The 17,591-nt window shown below is 42.4% G+C and carries 14 protein-coding genes and 1 pseudogene; 5 read left to right on the forward strand and 10 right to left on the reverse strand.

Features of this window, described 5'->3' with window-relative positions; translation table 11 throughout:
* Positions 1-381: 381 nt before the first annotated feature.
* The 3 genes from AC3AQ9_RS04800 to AC3AQ9_RS04810 form a co-directional block, all read right to left on the reverse strand.
* Entirely contained in the window at positions 382-1,383 is a 1,002-nt protein-coding gene (locus AC3AQ9_RS04800) for an ABC transporter permease (protein WP_488306305.1), read from the reverse strand.
* Between the two features lie 24 nt (positions 1,384-1,407).
* Positions 1,408-2,274, reverse strand: a complete 867-nt coding sequence (locus tag AC3AQ9_RS04805; RefSeq protein WP_488306306.1) for an ABC transporter permease subunit — start codon at positions 2,272-2,274, stop codon at positions 1,408-1,410.
* A 414-nt stretch (positions 2,275-2,688) separates the two neighbouring features.
* A complete protein-coding gene (locus AC3AQ9_RS04810) occupies positions 2,689-3,114 on the reverse strand; it encodes a GNAT family N-acetyltransferase (protein WP_488306307.1) in 426 nt (141 codons plus the stop codon).
* Positions 3,115-3,518: 404 nt separating this feature from the next.
* On the opposite strand from AC3AQ9_RS04810, the gene AC3AQ9_RS04815 reads away from it, so the two are divergent.
* Positions 3,519-4,394, forward strand: coding sequence for an aminoglycoside 6-adenylyltransferase (locus AC3AQ9_RS04815; RefSeq protein WP_488306308.1), 876 nt, complete (start codon positions 3,519-3,521; stop codon positions 4,392-4,394).
* 190 nt (positions 4,395-4,584) lie between these two features.
* On the opposite strand, the gene AC3AQ9_RS04820 is transcribed toward AC3AQ9_RS04815, so the two are convergent.
* Positions 4,585-5,331, reverse strand: coding sequence for a class I SAM-dependent methyltransferase (locus tag AC3AQ9_RS04820; protein ID WP_488306309.1), 747 nt, complete (start codon positions 5,329-5,331; stop codon positions 4,585-4,587).
* A gap of 315 nt (positions 5,332-5,646) precedes the next feature.
* On the reverse strand, positions 5,647-6,189 hold the full coding sequence (locus AC3AQ9_RS04825) for a GNAT family N-acetyltransferase (protein WP_488306310.1): 543 nt from the start codon (positions 6,187-6,189) through the stop codon (positions 5,647-5,649).
* A gap of 724 nt (positions 6,190-6,913) precedes the next feature.
* Between AC3AQ9_RS04825 and AC3AQ9_RS04830 the strand changes: the two genes are divergently transcribed.
* Complete coding sequence (locus AC3AQ9_RS04830) at positions 6,914-7,957, forward strand: ArsR/SmtB family transcription factor (protein WP_488306311.1); 1,044 nt, start codon at positions 6,914-6,916, stop codon at positions 7,955-7,957.
* Positions 7,951-9,171 carry an MFS transporter gene (locus AC3AQ9_RS04835; protein WP_488306312.1) on the forward strand — a complete coding sequence of 407 codons (1,221 nt, stop codon included), beginning with the start codon at positions 7,951-7,953 and terminating at the stop codon, positions 9,169-9,171. The genes AC3AQ9_RS04830 and AC3AQ9_RS04835 overlap by 7 nt, the downstream gene beginning before the upstream one ends.
* A gap of 285 nt (positions 9,172-9,456) precedes the next feature.
* On the opposite strand, the gene AC3AQ9_RS04840 is transcribed toward AC3AQ9_RS04835, so the two are convergent.
* Entirely contained in the window at positions 9,457-10,458 is a 1,002-nt protein-coding gene (locus AC3AQ9_RS04840) for an LLM class flavin-dependent oxidoreductase (protein WP_488306313.1), read from the reverse strand.
* Positions 10,459-10,556: 98 nt separating this feature from the next.
* A pseudogene (locus AC3AQ9_RS04845) lies at positions 10,557-11,320 on the reverse strand (MBL fold metallo-hydrolase).
* Positions 11,321-11,846: 526 nt separating this feature from the next.
* On the opposite strand from AC3AQ9_RS04845, the gene AC3AQ9_RS04850 reads away from it, so the two are divergent.
* Positions 11,847-12,182 carry a winged helix-turn-helix transcriptional regulator gene (locus tag AC3AQ9_RS04850; protein WP_488306314.1) on the forward strand — a complete coding sequence of 112 codons (336 nt, stop codon included), beginning with the start codon at positions 11,847-11,849 and terminating at the stop codon, positions 12,180-12,182.
* A 376-nt stretch (positions 12,183-12,558) separates the two neighbouring features.
* Here AC3AQ9_RS04850 and AC3AQ9_RS04855 read toward each other — a convergent pair whose 3' ends face one another.
* Positions 12,559-13,002, reverse strand: a complete 444-nt coding sequence (locus AC3AQ9_RS04855; RefSeq protein ID WP_488306315.1) for an Lrp/AsnC family transcriptional regulator — start codon at positions 13,000-13,002, stop codon at positions 12,559-12,561.
* A 118-nt stretch (positions 13,003-13,120) separates the two neighbouring features.
* On the opposite strand from AC3AQ9_RS04855, the gene AC3AQ9_RS04860 reads away from it, so the two are divergent.
* On the forward strand, positions 13,121-13,684 hold the full coding sequence (locus tag AC3AQ9_RS04860; RefSeq protein WP_488306316.1) for a cysteine hydrolase family protein: 564 nt from the start codon (positions 13,121-13,123) through the stop codon (positions 13,682-13,684).
* Between the two features lie 664 nt (positions 13,685-14,348).
* Here the strand turns inward: AC3AQ9_RS04860 and AC3AQ9_RS04865 are convergent.
* Together AC3AQ9_RS04865 and AC3AQ9_RS04870 are read right to left on the reverse strand one after the other, a co-directional pair.
* Positions 14,349-16,805, reverse strand: coding sequence for an FtsX-like permease family protein (locus AC3AQ9_RS04865; protein WP_488306317.1), 2,457 nt, complete (start codon positions 16,803-16,805; stop codon positions 14,349-14,351).
* Positions 16,802-17,566: an ABC transporter ATP-binding protein gene (locus tag AC3AQ9_RS04870; protein WP_488306318.1), complete on the reverse strand. Its 765-nt coding sequence runs from the start codon at positions 17,564-17,566 to the stop codon at positions 16,802-16,804. The genes AC3AQ9_RS04865 and AC3AQ9_RS04870 overlap by 4 nt, the downstream gene beginning before the upstream one ends.
* Positions 17,567-17,591: the final 25 nt, after the last annotated feature.

Raw genomic sequence — 17,591 nt, forward strand, 5'->3', positions numbered from 1 at the left:
CATCAGCTAGTTGTAATTCTTTCTGTCCGATACTCCAAGTCATCATTGTGTGCTATAAAGGTGCAGGTTTATAGGCTTAGGAGGAAAAGCATAACGAATCAGGACTCCTCTTCCTCGGTGATTTTCAATTTAAAAATTAGTTACACTTCTAAAGAATGTGAAGTATATAAAAAAATTTATTACTATTTTTAACGAGCTTCATTACGATGAATATTTGTGGCAATCGTAAGAACAATATTCATATCGTTTTGCTTCTTTATCCAATTCAGTAGCGGAATTTTGTTTCTCATATTCTTGATGGTCTTAAGTCTACTGGGCTTTTGTGTCCAATAATCTGATGATAGGTAAACTGATTTTCTGATCAAACAAGACAAAGTCCAATTAATGATTTTTAGTATGCAATAACTGAAACGGCGAAAGTTTATCTAACTTTGGATATTCATCGGATTTCTGAAGTTCAGCGGGGGTCACTTCTTCAGAAGACAAAACCTGGTTCAAGCTGTCAAGCATCGCTTTTGCTGCCAGTATCAGCAGCGTCAGGAAGACAATCGGGATGAAGGCGATCCAGGGATAGGACGTCCACAGAAAATCCCACCACATGCCGAGTGTCCCGGCCCACTCACCGGAACGCGAAGCCGCGGTACTGTTGCCAAACAGATTTTCCATAAAAACCGTTCCACCGATGAAAATGCCGAGAATTCCCAGATGGGACATCAAAATCAGTGTTTGGATAAACTCCCGGATAAAGATAACGTACAGCTGCGGTATGAGGAATGGCCGTATGTGACGGGTAATGATTCGCCATGTCCCGGCTCCCAGAGTCCTCGAGCATTCAATAAATTCCTTTCTGTAAATCAGCTCAACTTCATTGGCTACCAATACCGAGTTCAATGGTATGAAAATGAGCGAAAGCACCGCAATATACAGTAGAACTTGCACCCCGAAAGAAGGGACATCTTCCAATATCAAGACCCCTTCCCGAGTGGCCCAGTTCAACAGTAAAAAAGCCAGCAAGGTAATTGGAAAGTAAGTGATGGAATCGGCAATGGATATTAACGGCCGTTTAAGCCCCTTCAGGAAAAAATGGAGGAACAAACCGATCAAGACAGCTGGAAATACCCGCAACATCGTAATGAGCAAGGCAGCTCCGATGGTGTATTTCGCGCCGACCAGTATCACAATGGCAATGTCCCGTCCGAATTCATCCGTTCCGAAAGGCGGGTAAACGGATCCGCTGTACGGTGCCGGAAGCGGTTTGCCGTTTTCACCGTACAGCAAAGAAGCCGTTGGAATGTGGTCATTGAAAAAAATGAAATAAAAGACGCTCACCCAAAAACAGCACACAATCAAACTGAAACCGGCTAAGAAGGATTTATTTTTCATTAGTCGCTTCATCAGATTCATAGTTCACCATTCCAATCTCTGACCCGTCGTTTTGTTGAGGACCAGTGTCACCATCGCATACAACATAAAAATGGGTAAATAAAACAGGATCAGTGTAAAGGCGATCACATTGGGTTCCGGATACGTCATGATATAAGTGAAAATGCCATTAATGTTGAAGATCCGTTCAAAGATCACCATGGATGACAGCAAGAGCAATACCACCGACTTGCTGTGGCTGAAGATGCTCGGGGCGATGTTCCGCAAAATGTGTCGGAAAAACACATAGGTTTTGCTGAAACCTTTGCTCTTCGCCAAATTCACATAGGGTTTTCCCAGTTCATCCCGGACAAGGAACAAAATCACTTTGTACACCATCAACGTCGGAATGAGCGCCAATGCCAAAATCGGCAGCAAATACGATTTGTTCTGTCCGGTTCCAGCAACCGGAAACAGCAACTTTCCGGTTTGCTGGAAATAGAACAATACCCCGAACTGCATGACTATGATGATAAACAGGTCCGGCAGCGCTTCCAGCAGCGAAATTGTCTTCGAAACAAACTGGAGCCGCTTTTCCGGAAGCAGTGTCGTCAAATAAGCCAATCCAATGCCGATGGCCAGTGACAAAAGCAGCGCCGACAAGAAAATGATTAATGAATAGAAATAATGATTCCAAAATTGGAGGAAAATGGAGTATTCCATTCCGTTCGGGCCGATGACCGTTAAATTTTCCGGGTAAACCAGCGACTTTAGGATCTGAACGAGGTGAGAAAAGAACAATCCCCCCTTCAGCTGAATGCCTTCAGTAAACAACCCGACGAAAGCGCTTATCAAAATCAGTCCGATGGCTACATAAAAAAACCTAAGCAAAACATCCACGAGAGCTTTCATTCACCCTCCTCGCTTTCATCCACAATTGAGCTGCACATCATATTATCTAAAAAGGGATATACATTGGTAAATTTACAACTAGTTTGTACTTACAAGAGCTGTGAGCTTCATTAACAATATACCAAATAAAACCATTTAATACACGAAATGTTTTAATATTCACTTTATTTTAAACGAATTTTTTCAATCACTTATCAAATTAGTGTATATATAACATTCCTAAAAGTGTATTAGTATAGAAAAATAGAGAGAGAAGATGAGTTTGCAACAGCCTCTTCCCGCTCTTTATTTCAACTAGCTTCTGATAATCTGATGATTTGAAAAGGAGTGCTTTTTGGACTTCTAATTTTAAAACCCAATGGGAAGTTCATTCAGTCGGCAGTCTAATCCCGTATCTTTGGTTAGAAGCATGCTTTAATCAGCCAATCTCTTCAGTAAATAGTATTGTTGATGTTCTTTTGTAGGATGTTCTTCAACTATTCCAACCACTTCATAACCGTACTTTTGATAGAACTTTGGTGCCTGGAAACTAAAAGTATCCAGTTGAATCAATTTGCAGCTATTTGTTATGGCGATTTCTTCTATGCTTTGCAATAGCTTCTCACCATAACCTTCACCCCTTAAAGTATTGTCAACCCATAAAAAATCTATATGTAAGTGATACCAAAAAATTGTCCCGGTTATTCCGCCTAAAATATTTTCATTTTCATCTCTAAGCATAAAACTTACGTTTTTCACTGGATGTTTAACATGATCCGGGACATTTAAAAGATTATGTTCGATTACTTTCTTCTTGATATAGTCACTATCTTCTTGCTTCCACTGTTGCATGATCTTCATTGTTTTCTCTCCTTAATTAACATTTACAGCCTTACTACTTTAACATAAATATCCAGTTAAATTTTCACTGATTTAACTAAGAGCTTGTCCTTATTAACCTTTTTCATTCTTCTTGCTGGTCTTTTATATATTTTTAGGCACTTCCCTGTTCGTCTGGAACATGAATATCGAGATTGCGCTCACAGTCATGCTCATTTTCACTGTTCTGGAAATGGTGACCATATAATTCATGAGATGTTGAATCGGGTTTTACCTATATTAAATTGATTCAACCCTAGTTTTTTATAGGTCTGTTTAGTAATAGGTTGTATTTCAACAGAATGGTTGTAACAATAAATCTTATACTACTAATTCGTGTTTCTACGAAGGCAGCTTATTGCCGGGGGAAATAGGAGGGTTCTAAAATGAGGAATGAAGAGGAAATGCTGGATTTGATTTTAACCAAAGCAACAGAAAGCGAAAATATCCGCTTGGTAGAAATGAATGGATCTCGAGTGGACCCGCAAAATAAAGCAGATCCGTTTCAAGATTATGACATCGTATATTATGTCGAAGACATGCAGCCTTTCATTAATGACCATTCCTGGGTAGACTATTTCGGGGAAAGAATTATGTTGCAAATGCCCGACCAAATGGTGATTCCCCCTGTCGATAAAACGCGTCAGAGCTTTTCTTATTTAATGCTTTTTACAGACGGTAATCGGATCGATTTAACCTTAACCCCGGTAACGTTCGCAGAGGATTGGTTAACACGAAAAGAACTTCGCAAAATCCTGTTGGATAAAGACAATAGAATCAAACAAACTAACACCACGCCCGAAAACCCGTACCGGATTTCCAAGCCGGACCTGAAGGCGTTTCAAGATTGTTCGAATGAGTTTTGGTGGGTGAGTACCTATATTGCCAAAGCGCTATGGCGTGAAGAACTTCCGCTTGCCAAGTACATCATGGAAGGACCCGTTAGAGAGATGTTCCTAACGATGTTGAATTGGCACGTGGGCATCCGGACAGACTTTGCGATCAGTACCGGCAAAGGCAGCAAAAATATTAAACAGTATGTTGAAAGCGGCTTGTGGGAAAAGGTGCTTCTCACCTACCCTGATGGCAGCTACAAAAATATATGGGAAGCGCTATTCAACATGTGCAAGCTTTTCGAAGAACTTTCAATTTGCGTTGGCCATGAATTGAATTTTGCCCTACCTGATTTCGGCAAAAAGGTCATGCCTTATTTGAAGCATATTGAGAAGTTGCCAAAGAACAGTGGATCCATCTATCGATAAGTTATTTCTAAATTCCATCAAAAATTAATGTCAATAAAAGTACTCTTATATAAACTTAAATGGGGAAGACGCTGATTTAAGCGCATCTTCTCTCCCTTTGTATTTAGGCACATTACGGTAAGTTTAGAGTAGAGCAATGCCTATTTAACTTTTCGGCTAATGAAGAATTGCAGCTGCATTCGCATGACCGTTATTTAGCAGCCACTAAGGTGAACTCCCAAGGGATATTTTCATCGTTCCAACCGCGATGTTCATCAAATCGCTGTAAGTCAAAACCGGTCGAAACCACGGAATTGATGATTTCGCTTAATGTATAGAACCTGAGCGAGACATCCGGAAAATCCGGTTGCTCCCGCTCTTCAAAGAATGATTTGTAAGCGATGTTTTCGTTGTGCAATTCCTTATCAAAATAAGCAGGAATATAGTGAAGGTCCGGAGTGATGCATCTTTTCACAGGGTGATAATCACTCAAAATCAGTCTTCCTTCGTCACGCAGGATGGAAAAAAGAATCCCGACCAATTGATCGATGTCATTGAAGTAGTGCAACACCCCGCCTTCCAAATAAATCAGATCGAAGCGGTTCCTGTATGTATCCACATCGATGTCATAGACATCCCCCACTACGTACTCGATCACCGTATTTGCACATTCGGCCAATTCTAACGCATATCTTCTATTCTCCTCTGATATGTCGAAAACCGTGACGTTAGCCCCTAAAATAGAGAGAGAAACAGCTTTTCTTCCATTTGACCCGCAGATATTGGCCACGTTCATTCCATCAAGTTGGCCAAAATATTCCTGGTGTTTTTTCAAAGCCGCTTTCGGATTTTTCACAATTTCCTTTGCCTTGTCTTTTGGAGCCCCGTCCCGCTTCGTCCAAAATTCATAGGCCCGGTATTCCCAAGCCTTTTTATTGATGCCACTTTGTTCATTCACTGGAATGCTTCCTTTCCCTATTAAATTCAAGTCCATTTGCCAAATCCACTTTCATCATGCCGATAAATCCCATTATCGATTCGAGATTTCCTTCTTTTAGCCTCATAACCGTTCGCAAAATTACATTTTTACAGTAAGAAAGAATGAAAGATGCCAATTTTAGAAATTCACCTTCTTTCCTTTATACAATCTGCTTTTAATGAGCCGTCTTTTGTGAACAATCATTGATTGAGTTACACATAGTTATCGACAAACTAAAATGGCTATTGACTCATTTAATGTAAGATTTATTTAGTGGAAAGTGAAATTCTCTTTTTATTCATTTATATATTTATTGAAATCCTCTCTGTAGAAAGCATGTAAGACACAAGCTTGCTTTTCCTTCTTTTCCAAAGCCTTATGTTCCTCAGGAAACGTTGCTTCAACATGCAGACTAATAAAAGGTAATTTTTCTTGCGCTTTTTGGGAACGGATATTCACTTTCCGTGCTCCTGCAAAAACACGCTTCAAACCTAGCTCTTTAAAAGCTATTCGCAATATGGCTATTTTGGATGCCTGGTTATACCCCTTGCCCCAGTACTCTTGGCCAATCCACGACCCGATATGACAAGAGCTCTTATGCTGGTCTATGAGCATCAGCGTAGTGATTCCAATGACAAGGTGATCTTCATTAAGAATTACTCGAGATACCGTCTTCCCTTCAAGTTCTTCTTGAATGATAGCTTCAACAAATTGTTTTGTGTTTTCAACTGTACCGTCTGGAAGACCTAACGCTTCTTTTACCAGTGAATCGGAAGATAGTTCGAATATTCGATTACAAAAGTCTATATTATGTTTCACTAAATGAACGGTTGCCATGTGGTTACCTTGCCTCCTTTATAGACGTTAACTAAATGTCCGCTTCTGATTTGAACACTTAGATCTTTAGAATGGATAAGCACAAATCTATTAACTGGTAAATTTTGATAATTATAGCTTATCACAGGTTCCATTTGTCGAGAACAGGAAACTTTTTGGAAAATATAGTTTTTTACTTTGCCCTAAGTTAAATTGCATGGGTGTTCATAGTTATTTTCTATAACAGCGATAATATAAGAAGCCTGCCAGTTCTCACTTTTTCTTAAAAACTAGCATTATTTCTTCCTTCTCCATTTTGAGCAGCACGCCACAAAGTAGAAACGAACATCAAATGAACATCAAAAAAACTTTCATTTGCCCCCAATATTTAAAATTCGTCTTGCTAGTGGTGAAGCTTGGCGTCCTGAGGTTTGTCACGATAATTTTCTTAAAAAGGACGGACAGAAAGCAGGCATAAGTTAGTCAGTGTAAAAAAGATAAAAGAATACAAAAGCAGAGGGTTGCTCTAAAAAAAGAGTGCGTTTCCTCTGCTTTCCAATCTTGCCTAACCAAATTCCTCTTCCTCTCGCGTCAGGATAGGCATACTAATTAGATAATGATATTGAACTTCAATACCATACTTTCTGTTGAAGGTTCTTCGATAGTTTAAAATTCTAATTATATTGAATTTAAAATTCTAATAATATAGAATAATTTTATAAAGAAACTTTAGGAGGGTTTCTCTTTGAAAATTTTAACTTCAGTTTCATCTAGCGAAACCATTCAGTTGAAAGTAGAACAATCACCGGTCTGGGAATTGATTCTCGGGATAGCCGGATATACGCACGAACAGTTGCGGCACACGTTTGATTTGAATGATGAATGGACAGCCAATGAAGATGCGATGTCCACTTCACTGACAGAGCTGTTAAAAGAGATTCAAGAAACGAATCTTTGGTACGGCATGCTTCTGTTGCAGCATCAGTTCGCTGCGGCTTCCGTTTCCGAATTTTCAACTTCACTCTTCACTGCTTCAACTGCTGATTTCTATGATTGGCTTCTGCCTTATCACAATCGCCAATCGGAACCCCTACGAAAAGAAGCAGCCTGCAATCCTGAACATAGGGATGTATGGAAAAAATATGCCGACTTATATAAAGGACATGACTATTTAGAGGGGTATGTTCACCAGCTTCACCTGCTCTCACAATATGAAATAGGTGATCTGATGACTCGTGCCTTAACCGAATGGGAAAATTGGGTGTCAAAGAAAAAGGAATGGGAGAAATGGTTGCAAGCACTGGCCTTTGAACAGAAACAGCATCGCCAACTGGATGCCCTGAATCCCGTAGCTGAAATCGAACGAGTGACGGACGGTGTCGAGTACCTGCCCGAACCCTCGGTTTGGTCGGTCAAACTCATCCCGCAGGTTTCCTATCGCCCGTGGGTGCTGACCATCCGTACCGCAGACACCAAGTTCTTCTTCTATCCGGTCAAAGAAGAACACCTTCTTGAACCGAGAGTTCCTTCAAGTGAGCTGATTCGCGGCCATAAAGCGTTAGGTGATGAACTGCGATTGAAATTGCTATTTCAGCTTCAGAAAAATCCCTTATCCCTTCAAGAGCTGAGTGGACAATTCAATACTTCAAAAACAACGCTCCATCATCAGCTGGCGTTGTTGAAAGCCGCGAAATTCGTCCGTGTGGAGAAAGGGATCTATTCGGTCAATCTTGGAAAGCTTGAAGCGTTCTCCAGCCAATTGGCTCGATACATGGAAGCCGGATGTTGAAGAAATATTCCAAGTCCTTTAAATCGCTATGGATTGGGGAAATCGTCTCGGAGTTCGGTGGTGCAGCCGGCGCCATCATCAATGGGTTGCTATTGTACGAACTGACCGGTTCGCGCGAGTGGATGGGCATCCTATGGCTTGTCTACTTCATTCCTTCGTTGGTACTGCAGAGCATCAGCTCTCCTTTTCTCAATCACGTCATCAAAGAAAAAATGCTGAAAAATATCCAGCTGATCCGGGCCGGTGCTTACCTGCTTCCTCTAGCCGGATTCTGGATGGGAACGGATACCACGGCCATCCTCGGGTTGGTGGTGCTGCAATGCATCTTGGGACTGCTTCAACCTATTTTTGCCAGCCTGTCGTTTTCCCTGTTGCCGGAAATCTGTCCCGATGAAGAGCTGGCCGATGCCAACGGCTTGCTGGACGGGACGCTCCGGCTGATGGGGTTTCTGGCGCCCGGTGTCACATCGCTCCTTTTGTTGCTTGTGCCGATGCAGTGGATTTACAGCATTTCGGCGCTCTTGTTCTTCATCAGTTTCCTGGCACTTTCCCGTATCCCGCAATCCAGTAAACAAAAGGCGGCGATTTGGACCAAGAGATTTTGGTGGTCCGAAATGAAAGAAGGCTACCAGAGTTTTTTCAGTTACCCACAGCTCCTGCGGCTAACGCTGCTATCTTCGACCGTCCAGTTTGCCGTAGGCGCAACGCTGGTCTTGAGTGTCCCGTTCATCCGGGGCGAACTTGGAGGCGAAACATGGGAATATGGCATTTTCAAAGGGGCTTTTCCCATCGGTTATGTGCTGGGCATGCTTCTGCTGGCCAAACTGCCGAAAAGTCCCCAAACGATGTATGCCGGTTTGGTTGGCGGCGGATTTTCTTTTGTGCTGCTGTACTTTGTCCACTCGGTTCCGTTCGCGTGGATGTGTGAACTGATGGGTGGCATCCTGTTCCCGCTGTTCAATGCCCAAAGTGCCGCCATTTTCCAACGGGAAGCGCCCAGGGACCGGCTGGCCCAATTGAGTGCCGTCCGTCTGCTGTTCCTCCGGGTCACAATGCCGTTGGGCATCCTGTTCGCTTCATTGCCTTTTTTAGCCTTGAATATTCGCCATGTCTATATCGGAATCGGGTTCCTTATTATCTTTCCCGGGTTATATTACTTGATTGTGTCCCTTCAATCCAAGGAAACGCTGATTCCAGAAAAACATAAAAGTTGAGATTTTTGAAAGCGTTTTGTTCTTTATTTAAATTTTTCTTTAAAAATACAAAAAGAAGCAGGGAAGAAACTTCCCACGAAGCCACTTCCCTACTTATAGTTGTGAATCTATAATTTTATTTCCTCTTTTAATTCAACTTTAAAGTTAGACAGAACAATTAAATGACTGTAACTTTTTTTCTGAAAAAGAGGGAAGAGCAGTGCTAATTCAGCATCACTCTTCCCTCTGTTTTTGTAGTTGTAACAGATCCTACTTCTAACAAGATATTAGTAGAAGTATTCCCTTTTATTCAAACAAAGCAGCGCTCACCTGCTTGAAAATTTCATACGAATGAATTTCCTTTTCGGGGTCATAGATATTGGATATGGCAATGATTTCATCTACTTGGTATGTCTGTTGGAATGCCGTGAGTTCCCGATGAATTGTTTCTGCATCCCCCATGATGGTATACCCTAATCGATGATGCAGAATTTCCAATTCTACTTGTGACAACGATTCAAGAAAGTCCTTGGTTGGTGGGATAAGCTGGCTTAAATTGTTTGTATAAATATCGATATACACCTGCAAATGGCTGGCGGAAATCAAAGCTGCCTCTTCCATGGAATCGGCTGCAATCACATTAATGGCAGCGATCACATAGGGTTCTTGTAAATAAGCAGACGGCTGGAAGTTTTCCCGGTAAATCGCGAGCGCTTCCTCCATTGCCTCAGGTGAAAATTGAGCACCAAATGCATACGGCAGACCTAGATTAGCAGCGATTTTAGCTGAGCCCGTTGAAGAACCTAACACAAAAACAGGTACATTCGTCCCGATCCCTGGATAGGCTCGCACCTCTCCTTGCGCTTCTTCTTCCCCCAAATAACGCAAAATATCCCGGACTTCCCGTTCAAAGAAAAACACGCCATTATGATTGGAACGGCGGATCACATCGGCCGTTTTTTGATCCGTTCCCGGCGCCCGGCCCAATGCCAGATCCACGCGGTTCGGGTACAAGGTTTCAAGCGTCCCGAATTGCTCCGCAACGACTAACGGGGAATGGTTCGGCAGCATGATCCCGCCGGAACCTACCCGGATGTTTTCTGTATTTGCCAATATATGTTGTACGATTGATACGGTAGCGGCACTTGCATAAGCATCGTGGTTATGGTGTTCCGCAAACCAAATTCGGTTATAGCCCATCTTATCGACCGCTTTCGCTAACGATACCGCTGAATCAATTCCTTGTTTCATCGTTTCACCTTGCCTTAATGGAGCAACAGATAAAACAGATACATCAAATTTCTTCATCATTTCACCTCTAAAATTATTTTTGTTCGCTTCGGTGCTGTGCCGATCGAATGCCTTCTCCTTACAGCCGAAAAGGTTCCATCCCTTCACTCTTCCCCTTAATAGGAGTAAGCTTCTCCGTCATCCGGCACCACTACATTAGACTCCATTTCTTTTTCGTTGATAAAGTTCTTCAATTCTTCTCTGGACAATCCCAGTGGTTCACTGCTTCCATATGGCTCACAACGATGTCAGCTTCCGGTGCAGCTTTAAATACTTCGTATATGTCTTCTTTGCCCATAATCAGAGGGCCCCCTTCAAGAAATTGATTTTGGCCACCGTTTAGAATAATAACTTCCGGTTTATAGACATCGATGTTCTCTTGCACTTCTTCATACCAGACAGTATCGCCAGCTAGATATAAAGTTTTTTCTTCCGGATGTTGGAAGACAAGCCCCATCACATTTCCCATGGCCTTTGCCATTTCTCCATATCCATGACGGCCATCCACTTCAGTCAGTTCAATATCGTTAAAGCTTATGCCCACTCCTTCTTCCATGACTTCGACATTCGTGAACCCTGATTCCTTGGCCATCTCAGCATCCGCTTCATCCTGCATAAACAGCTTCATGTCTTTAGGCAGCTGTTCTTTTGCTGCGTCATCAAAATGATCCTCGTGTGTATGAGTTACGATGACAGCGTCTACACCTTCAAGAATTTCTTCAACCGTCATCGGCAATTCAACTATTGGATTCCGGTCATCACGCTCGGCAGGACCGAAAGATTCAAACGCACCCTTTTTGGAAAACATAGGATCGATCAAGAACTTTTGACCACCATATTCTACCGTTACTGTAGCATTTCGTATTTGCTGTATCGTCATATCTTGTTGTTGAGAAACGTTTTTTTTGCTTATCTACTGGATCGGCATTCTGAGGTGTTCCGCAAGCAGCTAATGTGCTACTCACCAAAAGCATTGTCAATGTCAGCATAGATGTTTTTTTGAATTTCTTCATATTGTTAAAACCTCATTTCTAAAATTTATAAGTTTTTCTCCGTTGCCGAAGTTGTTATCATAAAAGCTTCCAACTTAAAGCACGGCCGACTAAAATGGCATCAGCTTCTTCAACTTTTCTAGCAATACGCCTATAAAAGCCTTGCAATGCTGCATAATCTCATTTTTCATATCCTCCTCACTATGGCTCCTTGATTTAAAAAGAACTTCGATTTAACTTATTTTTCGACGCCGTTGATTATTAAAGGAATCGCAAGATGTAGACTACTTGAATTTTCAAGTCTAAAAATGCTGCAACTCTTTACTCGAAGTTAAATGTATTATATAGTGAGTACAAATCCACTAACAAGTATGCACTTTTTTCGCATATACTATCAAGGAGGATAGTGTAAACATGAAAACATCCAAGATTAATATCGCTGATAACCAGGAAACCTTCTTTGGCTATACACTTTCCATCATCAACGGAAAATGGAAACTGCTGATTATTTACTATTTATCGAACAACAATGCCGTGCGGTATAACGAACTTCAGCGTATGATTGGCAAAATAACTTACAGGACGCTTAGTTCAACATTGAAGGAAATGGAAAAGGATGGCTTAGTTCATCGTGAGGAATACCCGCAAATTCCACCAAAGGTTGAATACAGCCTTACGGAGAAAGGGAGAACGCTCTGGCCGATCATTCAAGAAATGTGTCGTTGGGGAGAGTTCAATAAAGAGAAATAAAAAAATTGATACCAAGCGCTCAAGCTTTCTAACAACATCAGCAAGCATGGGTACTGCACAAAACTTGGAGAGTTGCTGAAAAGGGAAAAGGCTGAAATTCTTGATTAAACAAGAATTTCAGCCTTTTTTGATAACGACCTGTGAGGAGTTTGTAATTTTTTCTGATTGGTTATTTTTTAAGGCAGCCAAACAGAGTCGTTCAGATGTATTGGCGTACATCGCAAGATAATTGGAAAAATGCTTTATTGAAAAAGCAAAAGCATGTTCAATTCGGAATTGGTATTATTGAAAAATGTACCCTATAAGAAGATCATACTTCATGAATGAACAAAGCGAGGGTTTGCAAGCATCAATCCACTGAATAAAACATCTGTAGTTAAATGCCGTCAATCCATGAATCGCGCTGTTTGATGTCTTTTATGGAAAGGTACAAGGCATAGTTCCCGTAATCGAGAATTGCATTCAGAAAAAGGTTCAGTTGTTCCTGGGAAGCCACTTTTATCTTCAAATGATAACAGCCATCTCCCGACACCCGATGTGCTTCCACCACCTCTTGCCGCCCGTCGAGAAAACCGATGAACTTCTCGTGATCAGCTGTTTTCATGTAAATGATGACAAACGCGGTATAAGAAAGTCCTAATTTCATTTCATCCACGATCAGGGAGTAAGCTTTGATGACACCGCTGTCCTCCAGTTTTTTGATGCGATTCCCTACTGCCTGTCCAGTCATGTGGATTTGTTTACCTAAGTCTTTCCATTGGATACGCGAATTTTCCGACAGCAAGCGAAGGATTTGAAAATCAATATTGTTAAGTTCCATAATAGATTCCTTTCATGGTGAAATGATTTAACGCAAAAGTACTTCATCAGCCTATCGATAAAAATCTGGAACCTGTATATCATTACATTGTAGGAAAAATTATAAATGAGGTGGAAAAATGAGCACAGCATTGATTATTGTCGATATTCAAAATGACTATTTTCCAAACGGTAAAATGGAATTGAGCAAACCTGAAAGCGCAGCTGCTAATGCAGCCAAAGTTCTTGAATGGTTCAGAAAAAATCACAAAGAAAATATTTTTCACATACAACATATTGCAAGCAACCCTGCAATGGGCTTCTTTCTTCCAGATACGGAAGGTTCTGAAATTCATGAAGCTGTTCGTCCATTGGAACACGAAAGCCTCATCATTAAACATTTCGCGAACAGCTTTCTGCAAACGGAATTGGATAGCCAATTAAAAGAAAAAGGAATAACCAAGGTCGTGGTGGTAGGAATGATGACACATATGTGCATTGACGCCACTGTGCGCGCTGCTGTGGACCTGGGATACGAAACGACATTGATCGAAGATGCCTGTGCAACAAGAGATTTATCTTACCAGGATAAAGTCGTTCCAGCAGAACAGGTGCATTATTCGTTTGTCGGCGCACTCCAAGGGATGTATGCGGCAGTGACATCGACCGAGGATTTCTTGCAAGAGAAAGCCACAATCCGGTAGAAACGATGATTTCAATATAACGGGCAGCTTGTCTCTTTACAAGCTGCTCGTTTTCATTTTTCTCCAGGCATAAAATCAAGCCGGAGATTCTATACAGAAATGACATTGTTCTTTGTGCAAGGCTGGATGGTCATCAAACAAGCCTACCAAAATCTGACGGCAGGCACAATACCAATGTCTAGTGATATTCCGAAAGCAAATTAATCGGCTCTTTTCCGAATCTAACGCCGTTATTTTACTATAAATTTTTGCCATCACCTGCTTGCTGATCGCCTTAGAAACCTTGATCAAGAGGGGATTCACCATTCCTATTGAATCGTCAATATCCAAAACGAAAACAAATGCTACTTTTAGGAGTGAGATTATTTTTTATGTCTAATACATTTGTGGAAAACAAAAGGATAGACACATGTTTGGACTTTCTAGAATTAACATCTGGATTTTATAACTTTCGCCTACCTTATCAACGACTAACAATAAGGGAACCAATTCCGCTTATTAAATTTGAGAGAATTAGTGAGAACTGCTGATATATAAATTGATTTTTTATACAGAAACTAAAAGAAAAAACAGCTGATTAAGTAATCTCCAGCTGTATGTTTGTAACATGTTCGAACTAGTCTCTTTTATCATATAAAATTAAGTTTTTCTTCTTTAAATCCTTTCACTTATTGTCCTGTGTCAGTTCTTCAGAGAGTGTCAGCTTGCCGATTTTATTCGCAAACGGTAGAAATACCAGCAAAGAAATAGCTACCATTCCGCCTATCAGGATAGCGATGAACTGAAAATCATATCGAATGGGCGTCAAAGGATCCACCCTGCTAATGGAATAGGTCAGGAGTAACCCCGCCACACTTCCGAAAAGCAGCCCGATCAACAAGTAAGTGGCCACTTGCGTCATCACCACTTGGATGATTTTTTGGGGGCTAAGCGAAATGGCTCTTAGCACCGCATATTCCTTTCTTCTGGAGTGGATGTTATTGATGAGTGTATTCACAACCCCAAACATCACACTGAAAAGAATGACTGCGAGGACAACGACAAAGATGGACCAGCGCTGAGAAGACATCTGTTTCGATTGTTCCAGCGATTGCTCAAAGCTTGAAATCGTCAATGTCGGGAAAAGGCTTTTAAGCTCCCTCACCCCACTCATTGCACCTTCCGTACTGATAGGCTGGATAAATGCCTTCTGAAAACTGGGTTCTTCCAGATTGTTCTTCCAATCGATCAAGACTTCTCCCCACATCGGCAGTTCTTCGGCAATGCTGGCCACTATAAATCCCTTCGCTGTACTGTCGAAGAATTGCTTGAACCGCACCTGATCTCCAATTTCGAGGCCGTAGGTTTCAGCTATATTTTCTGAAATGATCATCTGTTCTTCTGCTGTACTTTTAATCGCTGGTATTAGTCCCTGCTTTTCCATTGCCTCCAAATCTGCATACGCATAGTCTACCAAGTCAACCCTTTCCCCAGAATCCATCTCGGCTTGATAAAAGCCGCTATGAGTACTGACGCTTTTGATTCCCGGTAATTTCTGGACCGTTTCTTTTAATTCCACATGATTAATGGTCAATTGATTTCCGACCGGACTTGTTACCAGAAGATCCGTCAGAAACTGTTTTTTGACATATTGTTTATCACTGTACTGGATAGTCTGGATGAACGTGGAACCGAAAATGGCGATGACCATCATCGCCGCTATAATCAGCACGACCAGCATGTTCTTTCGGACTTGGGGAATCAAGTTCTTCACCGTTATGTAAGACGTATTGCCGAACAAGGACTTGACGGCCGGCAAGAACCACGTCATTAGGGGCGTGATATAGACCGGCAACAACAGAAACATGCCCATGATCAAAAACAAAGCTCCCGGCAGGAACAAGAGAATCAAATCGGAAAAGAGAAAGCCCAACAAAATGAAAACAAGGCCCCCTGCAACCAATGCAATCCCCGATAGACTCTGCAGTTTCTGGTACGGAAGATGAATCGTTTCGTTTTCTTGCATAATCGTCAACGGCAGCACCTTGCTGCTTCGGTACGCTGGAATCAGCATGAAAAGCTGAATGATGAGTACACTGATGCCAATGACCAGAATCGCTAGCCTGAAATTGAAATCAACGGATGATACGGAAATGGAAAATAACGGACCAAACCAGCTCTGTACGAATTGGTGTGTCGCTACGACCAGAAGAAAAGACCCCGCTGCACCTAATAGATTGATCAAACTGGATTGCAGGAAAACCACTTTGAACAGCTGCTGAGTTGAGGCGCCCAAAGCACGCATAATCGCTAATTGGTTTTTGTATTTGTACAAGAACACTTCGAAATTCGACACGATAAACAACGACGTCAGGACCAATACCAGGATGGACAAGACGATGATGAATTGATTGAGCATGTCCAAATTGCTTCTTACAAATTCGTCCTCTACCGCTATATCAATTCGGATGTCCGGATCCACCAACTTTAAATCGCCTGCCAACTCCACTACATCCCAACCTTCTTTCGCTTTCATTAAGACATAGGTGGCTTCCTGTTTGTTGCCTGTTTTCTCGAATTCGATTTGCTGAATCCGTTCTTTTGCCAGGATCAATGTATCGGTTACCGGCCCTGCTGCTTCCAGATTTGGCATGATCTCTTTAACCGTGTACATGCGGTTCTCCAGCATCAGCCCGTCGCCTGTCTGCACATTCAAGGCTTTCGCCAGACGCTTGTTCAGGATGACCTCATTTTCCGAGACATCTTCCGTGAAGTGATACCGGCTTTTCGCCAGCGTGTCGTTTTCCACCCCGATGGTATAGACGGTATTCGCGATCTGGTCCACGTAAAGCCGCGTCAGCAAGACGTCTGAAGACTGTTCAATCGCTTCAAATGAGACCAATTCATTCTGCCGTGCGGCATCGATGATTTTTCCCTGTTCGGGATTGTAGCCGACCGCCAAATCCATGCTGCCAAACATCTCTTGGACTTCGTCCATCAGCGATTGTTTGGCATTGGAGACGAACAAAACCATCGTTAAGATCAGCGAGATGGAAATCGCCACCCCCAGAATGGAGGAAACCGCAATGAACTTATTCTCTCGGAAGAAGCGGAAGGCGAGTCCGGTCAGTGACTGGATCATGAGGCCTTCTCCATGATCTGCTTGAACTTCTGCAGGATGATGTCCATGTCCGCTTTCGTCTGGCTACAGCTGTATTCATCCACGATGGACCCGTCGTGGAAGAACAATACACGGTCTGCGTAGGAGGCGACATATGCATCATGCGTCACCATGACAATGCTTTGGTTCAAATTCTTCTTCATCTGGACCAAGGTGGACAGGATATCGGTGGACGTATTGAAGTCCAGGTTCCCGGTCAATTCGTCTGCCAGGACAATGGGCGGCGCGGTGATCAACGCCCGGCCAATGGCGACCCGCTGCTGCTGGCCGCCCGACAGTTCGACCGGACGGTGCTTTCTCCAATTTGTTAGGCCCATCTGTTCCAGCATGTGCTGTACGCGGGAGGTTATGTCGTTTTCGTCAACATCTTTCAGGATGAGCGGCAAGGCGGTGTTCTCTTCCACCGACAAGTCCTTCAAAAGATTGAAGGCTTGGAAGATAAAGCCGATATTGTCCCTTCTGTAAGCGGTAGCAGCCGGCTCTTGAAACAGGTCTTTCCGATAGGAGCCATTCAAGCTGACTTCTCCCGCTGTCGGGCTGTCCATGGCGCCTAAAATATTTAACAACGTGCTTTTCCCCGAACCGCTTGTCCCCATGACGGCCAGCAATTCCCCTTCGAATAAGTCGAAGCTGACGTCAAGAAGGGCATTCACTTGATTGCCATTGCTTTCGTACGTTTTCTTTAAATTTTTCACCGACAAGACAGGCGCTTTTGTTTCCATCTTCATTCACCCCGCATTGATTTTT

It is taken from the genome of Planococcus sp. VCh962, assembly GCF_057748275.1.

Bases quoted from the DNA above. Each gene is read 5' to 3' on its own strand.
- AC3AQ9_RS04800 (WP_488306305.1), bottom strand. From the start codon at position 1,383: ATGAAAAATAAATCCTTCTTAGCCGGTTTCAGTTTGATTGTGTGCTGT.
- AC3AQ9_RS04805 (WP_488306306.1), bottom strand. From the start codon at position 2,274: ATGAAAGCTCTCGTGGATGTTTTGCTTAGGTTTTTTTATGTAGCCATC.
- AC3AQ9_RS04810 (WP_488306307.1), bottom strand. From the start codon at position 3,114: ATGAAGATCATGCAACAGTGGAAGCAAGAAGATAGTGACTATATCAAG.
- AC3AQ9_RS04815 (WP_488306308.1), top strand. From the start codon at position 3,519: ATGAGGAATGAAGAGGAAATGCTGGATTTGATTTTAACCAAAGCAACA.
- AC3AQ9_RS04825 (WP_488306310.1), bottom strand. From the start codon at position 6,189: ATGGCAACCGTTCATTTAGTGAAACATAATATAGACTTTTGTAATCGA.
- AC3AQ9_RS04835 (WP_488306312.1), top strand. From the start codon at position 7,951: ATGTTGAAGAAATATTCCAAGTCCTTTAAATCGCTATGGATTGGGGAA.
- AC3AQ9_RS04840 (WP_488306313.1), bottom strand. From the start codon at position 10,458: ATGAAGAAATTTGATGTATCTGTTTTATCTGTTGCTCCATTAAGGCAA.
- AC3AQ9_RS04850 (WP_488306314.1), top strand. From the start codon at position 11,847: ATGAAAACATCCAAGATTAATATCGCTGATAACCAGGAAACCTTCTTT.
- AC3AQ9_RS04855 (WP_488306315.1), bottom strand. From the start codon at position 13,002: ATGGAACTTAACAATATTGATTTTCAAATCCTTCGCTTGCTGTCGGAA.
- AC3AQ9_RS04860 (WP_488306316.1), top strand. From the start codon at position 13,121: ATGAGCACAGCATTGATTATTGTCGATATTCAAAATGACTATTTTCCA.
- AC3AQ9_RS04865 (WP_488306317.1), bottom strand. From the start codon at position 16,805: ATGATCCAGTCACTGACCGGACTCGCCTTCCGCTTCTTCCGAGAGAAT.
- AC3AQ9_RS04870 (WP_488306318.1), bottom strand. From the start codon at position 17,566: ATGGAAACAAAAGCGCCTGTCTTGTCGGTGAAAAATTTAAAGAAAACG.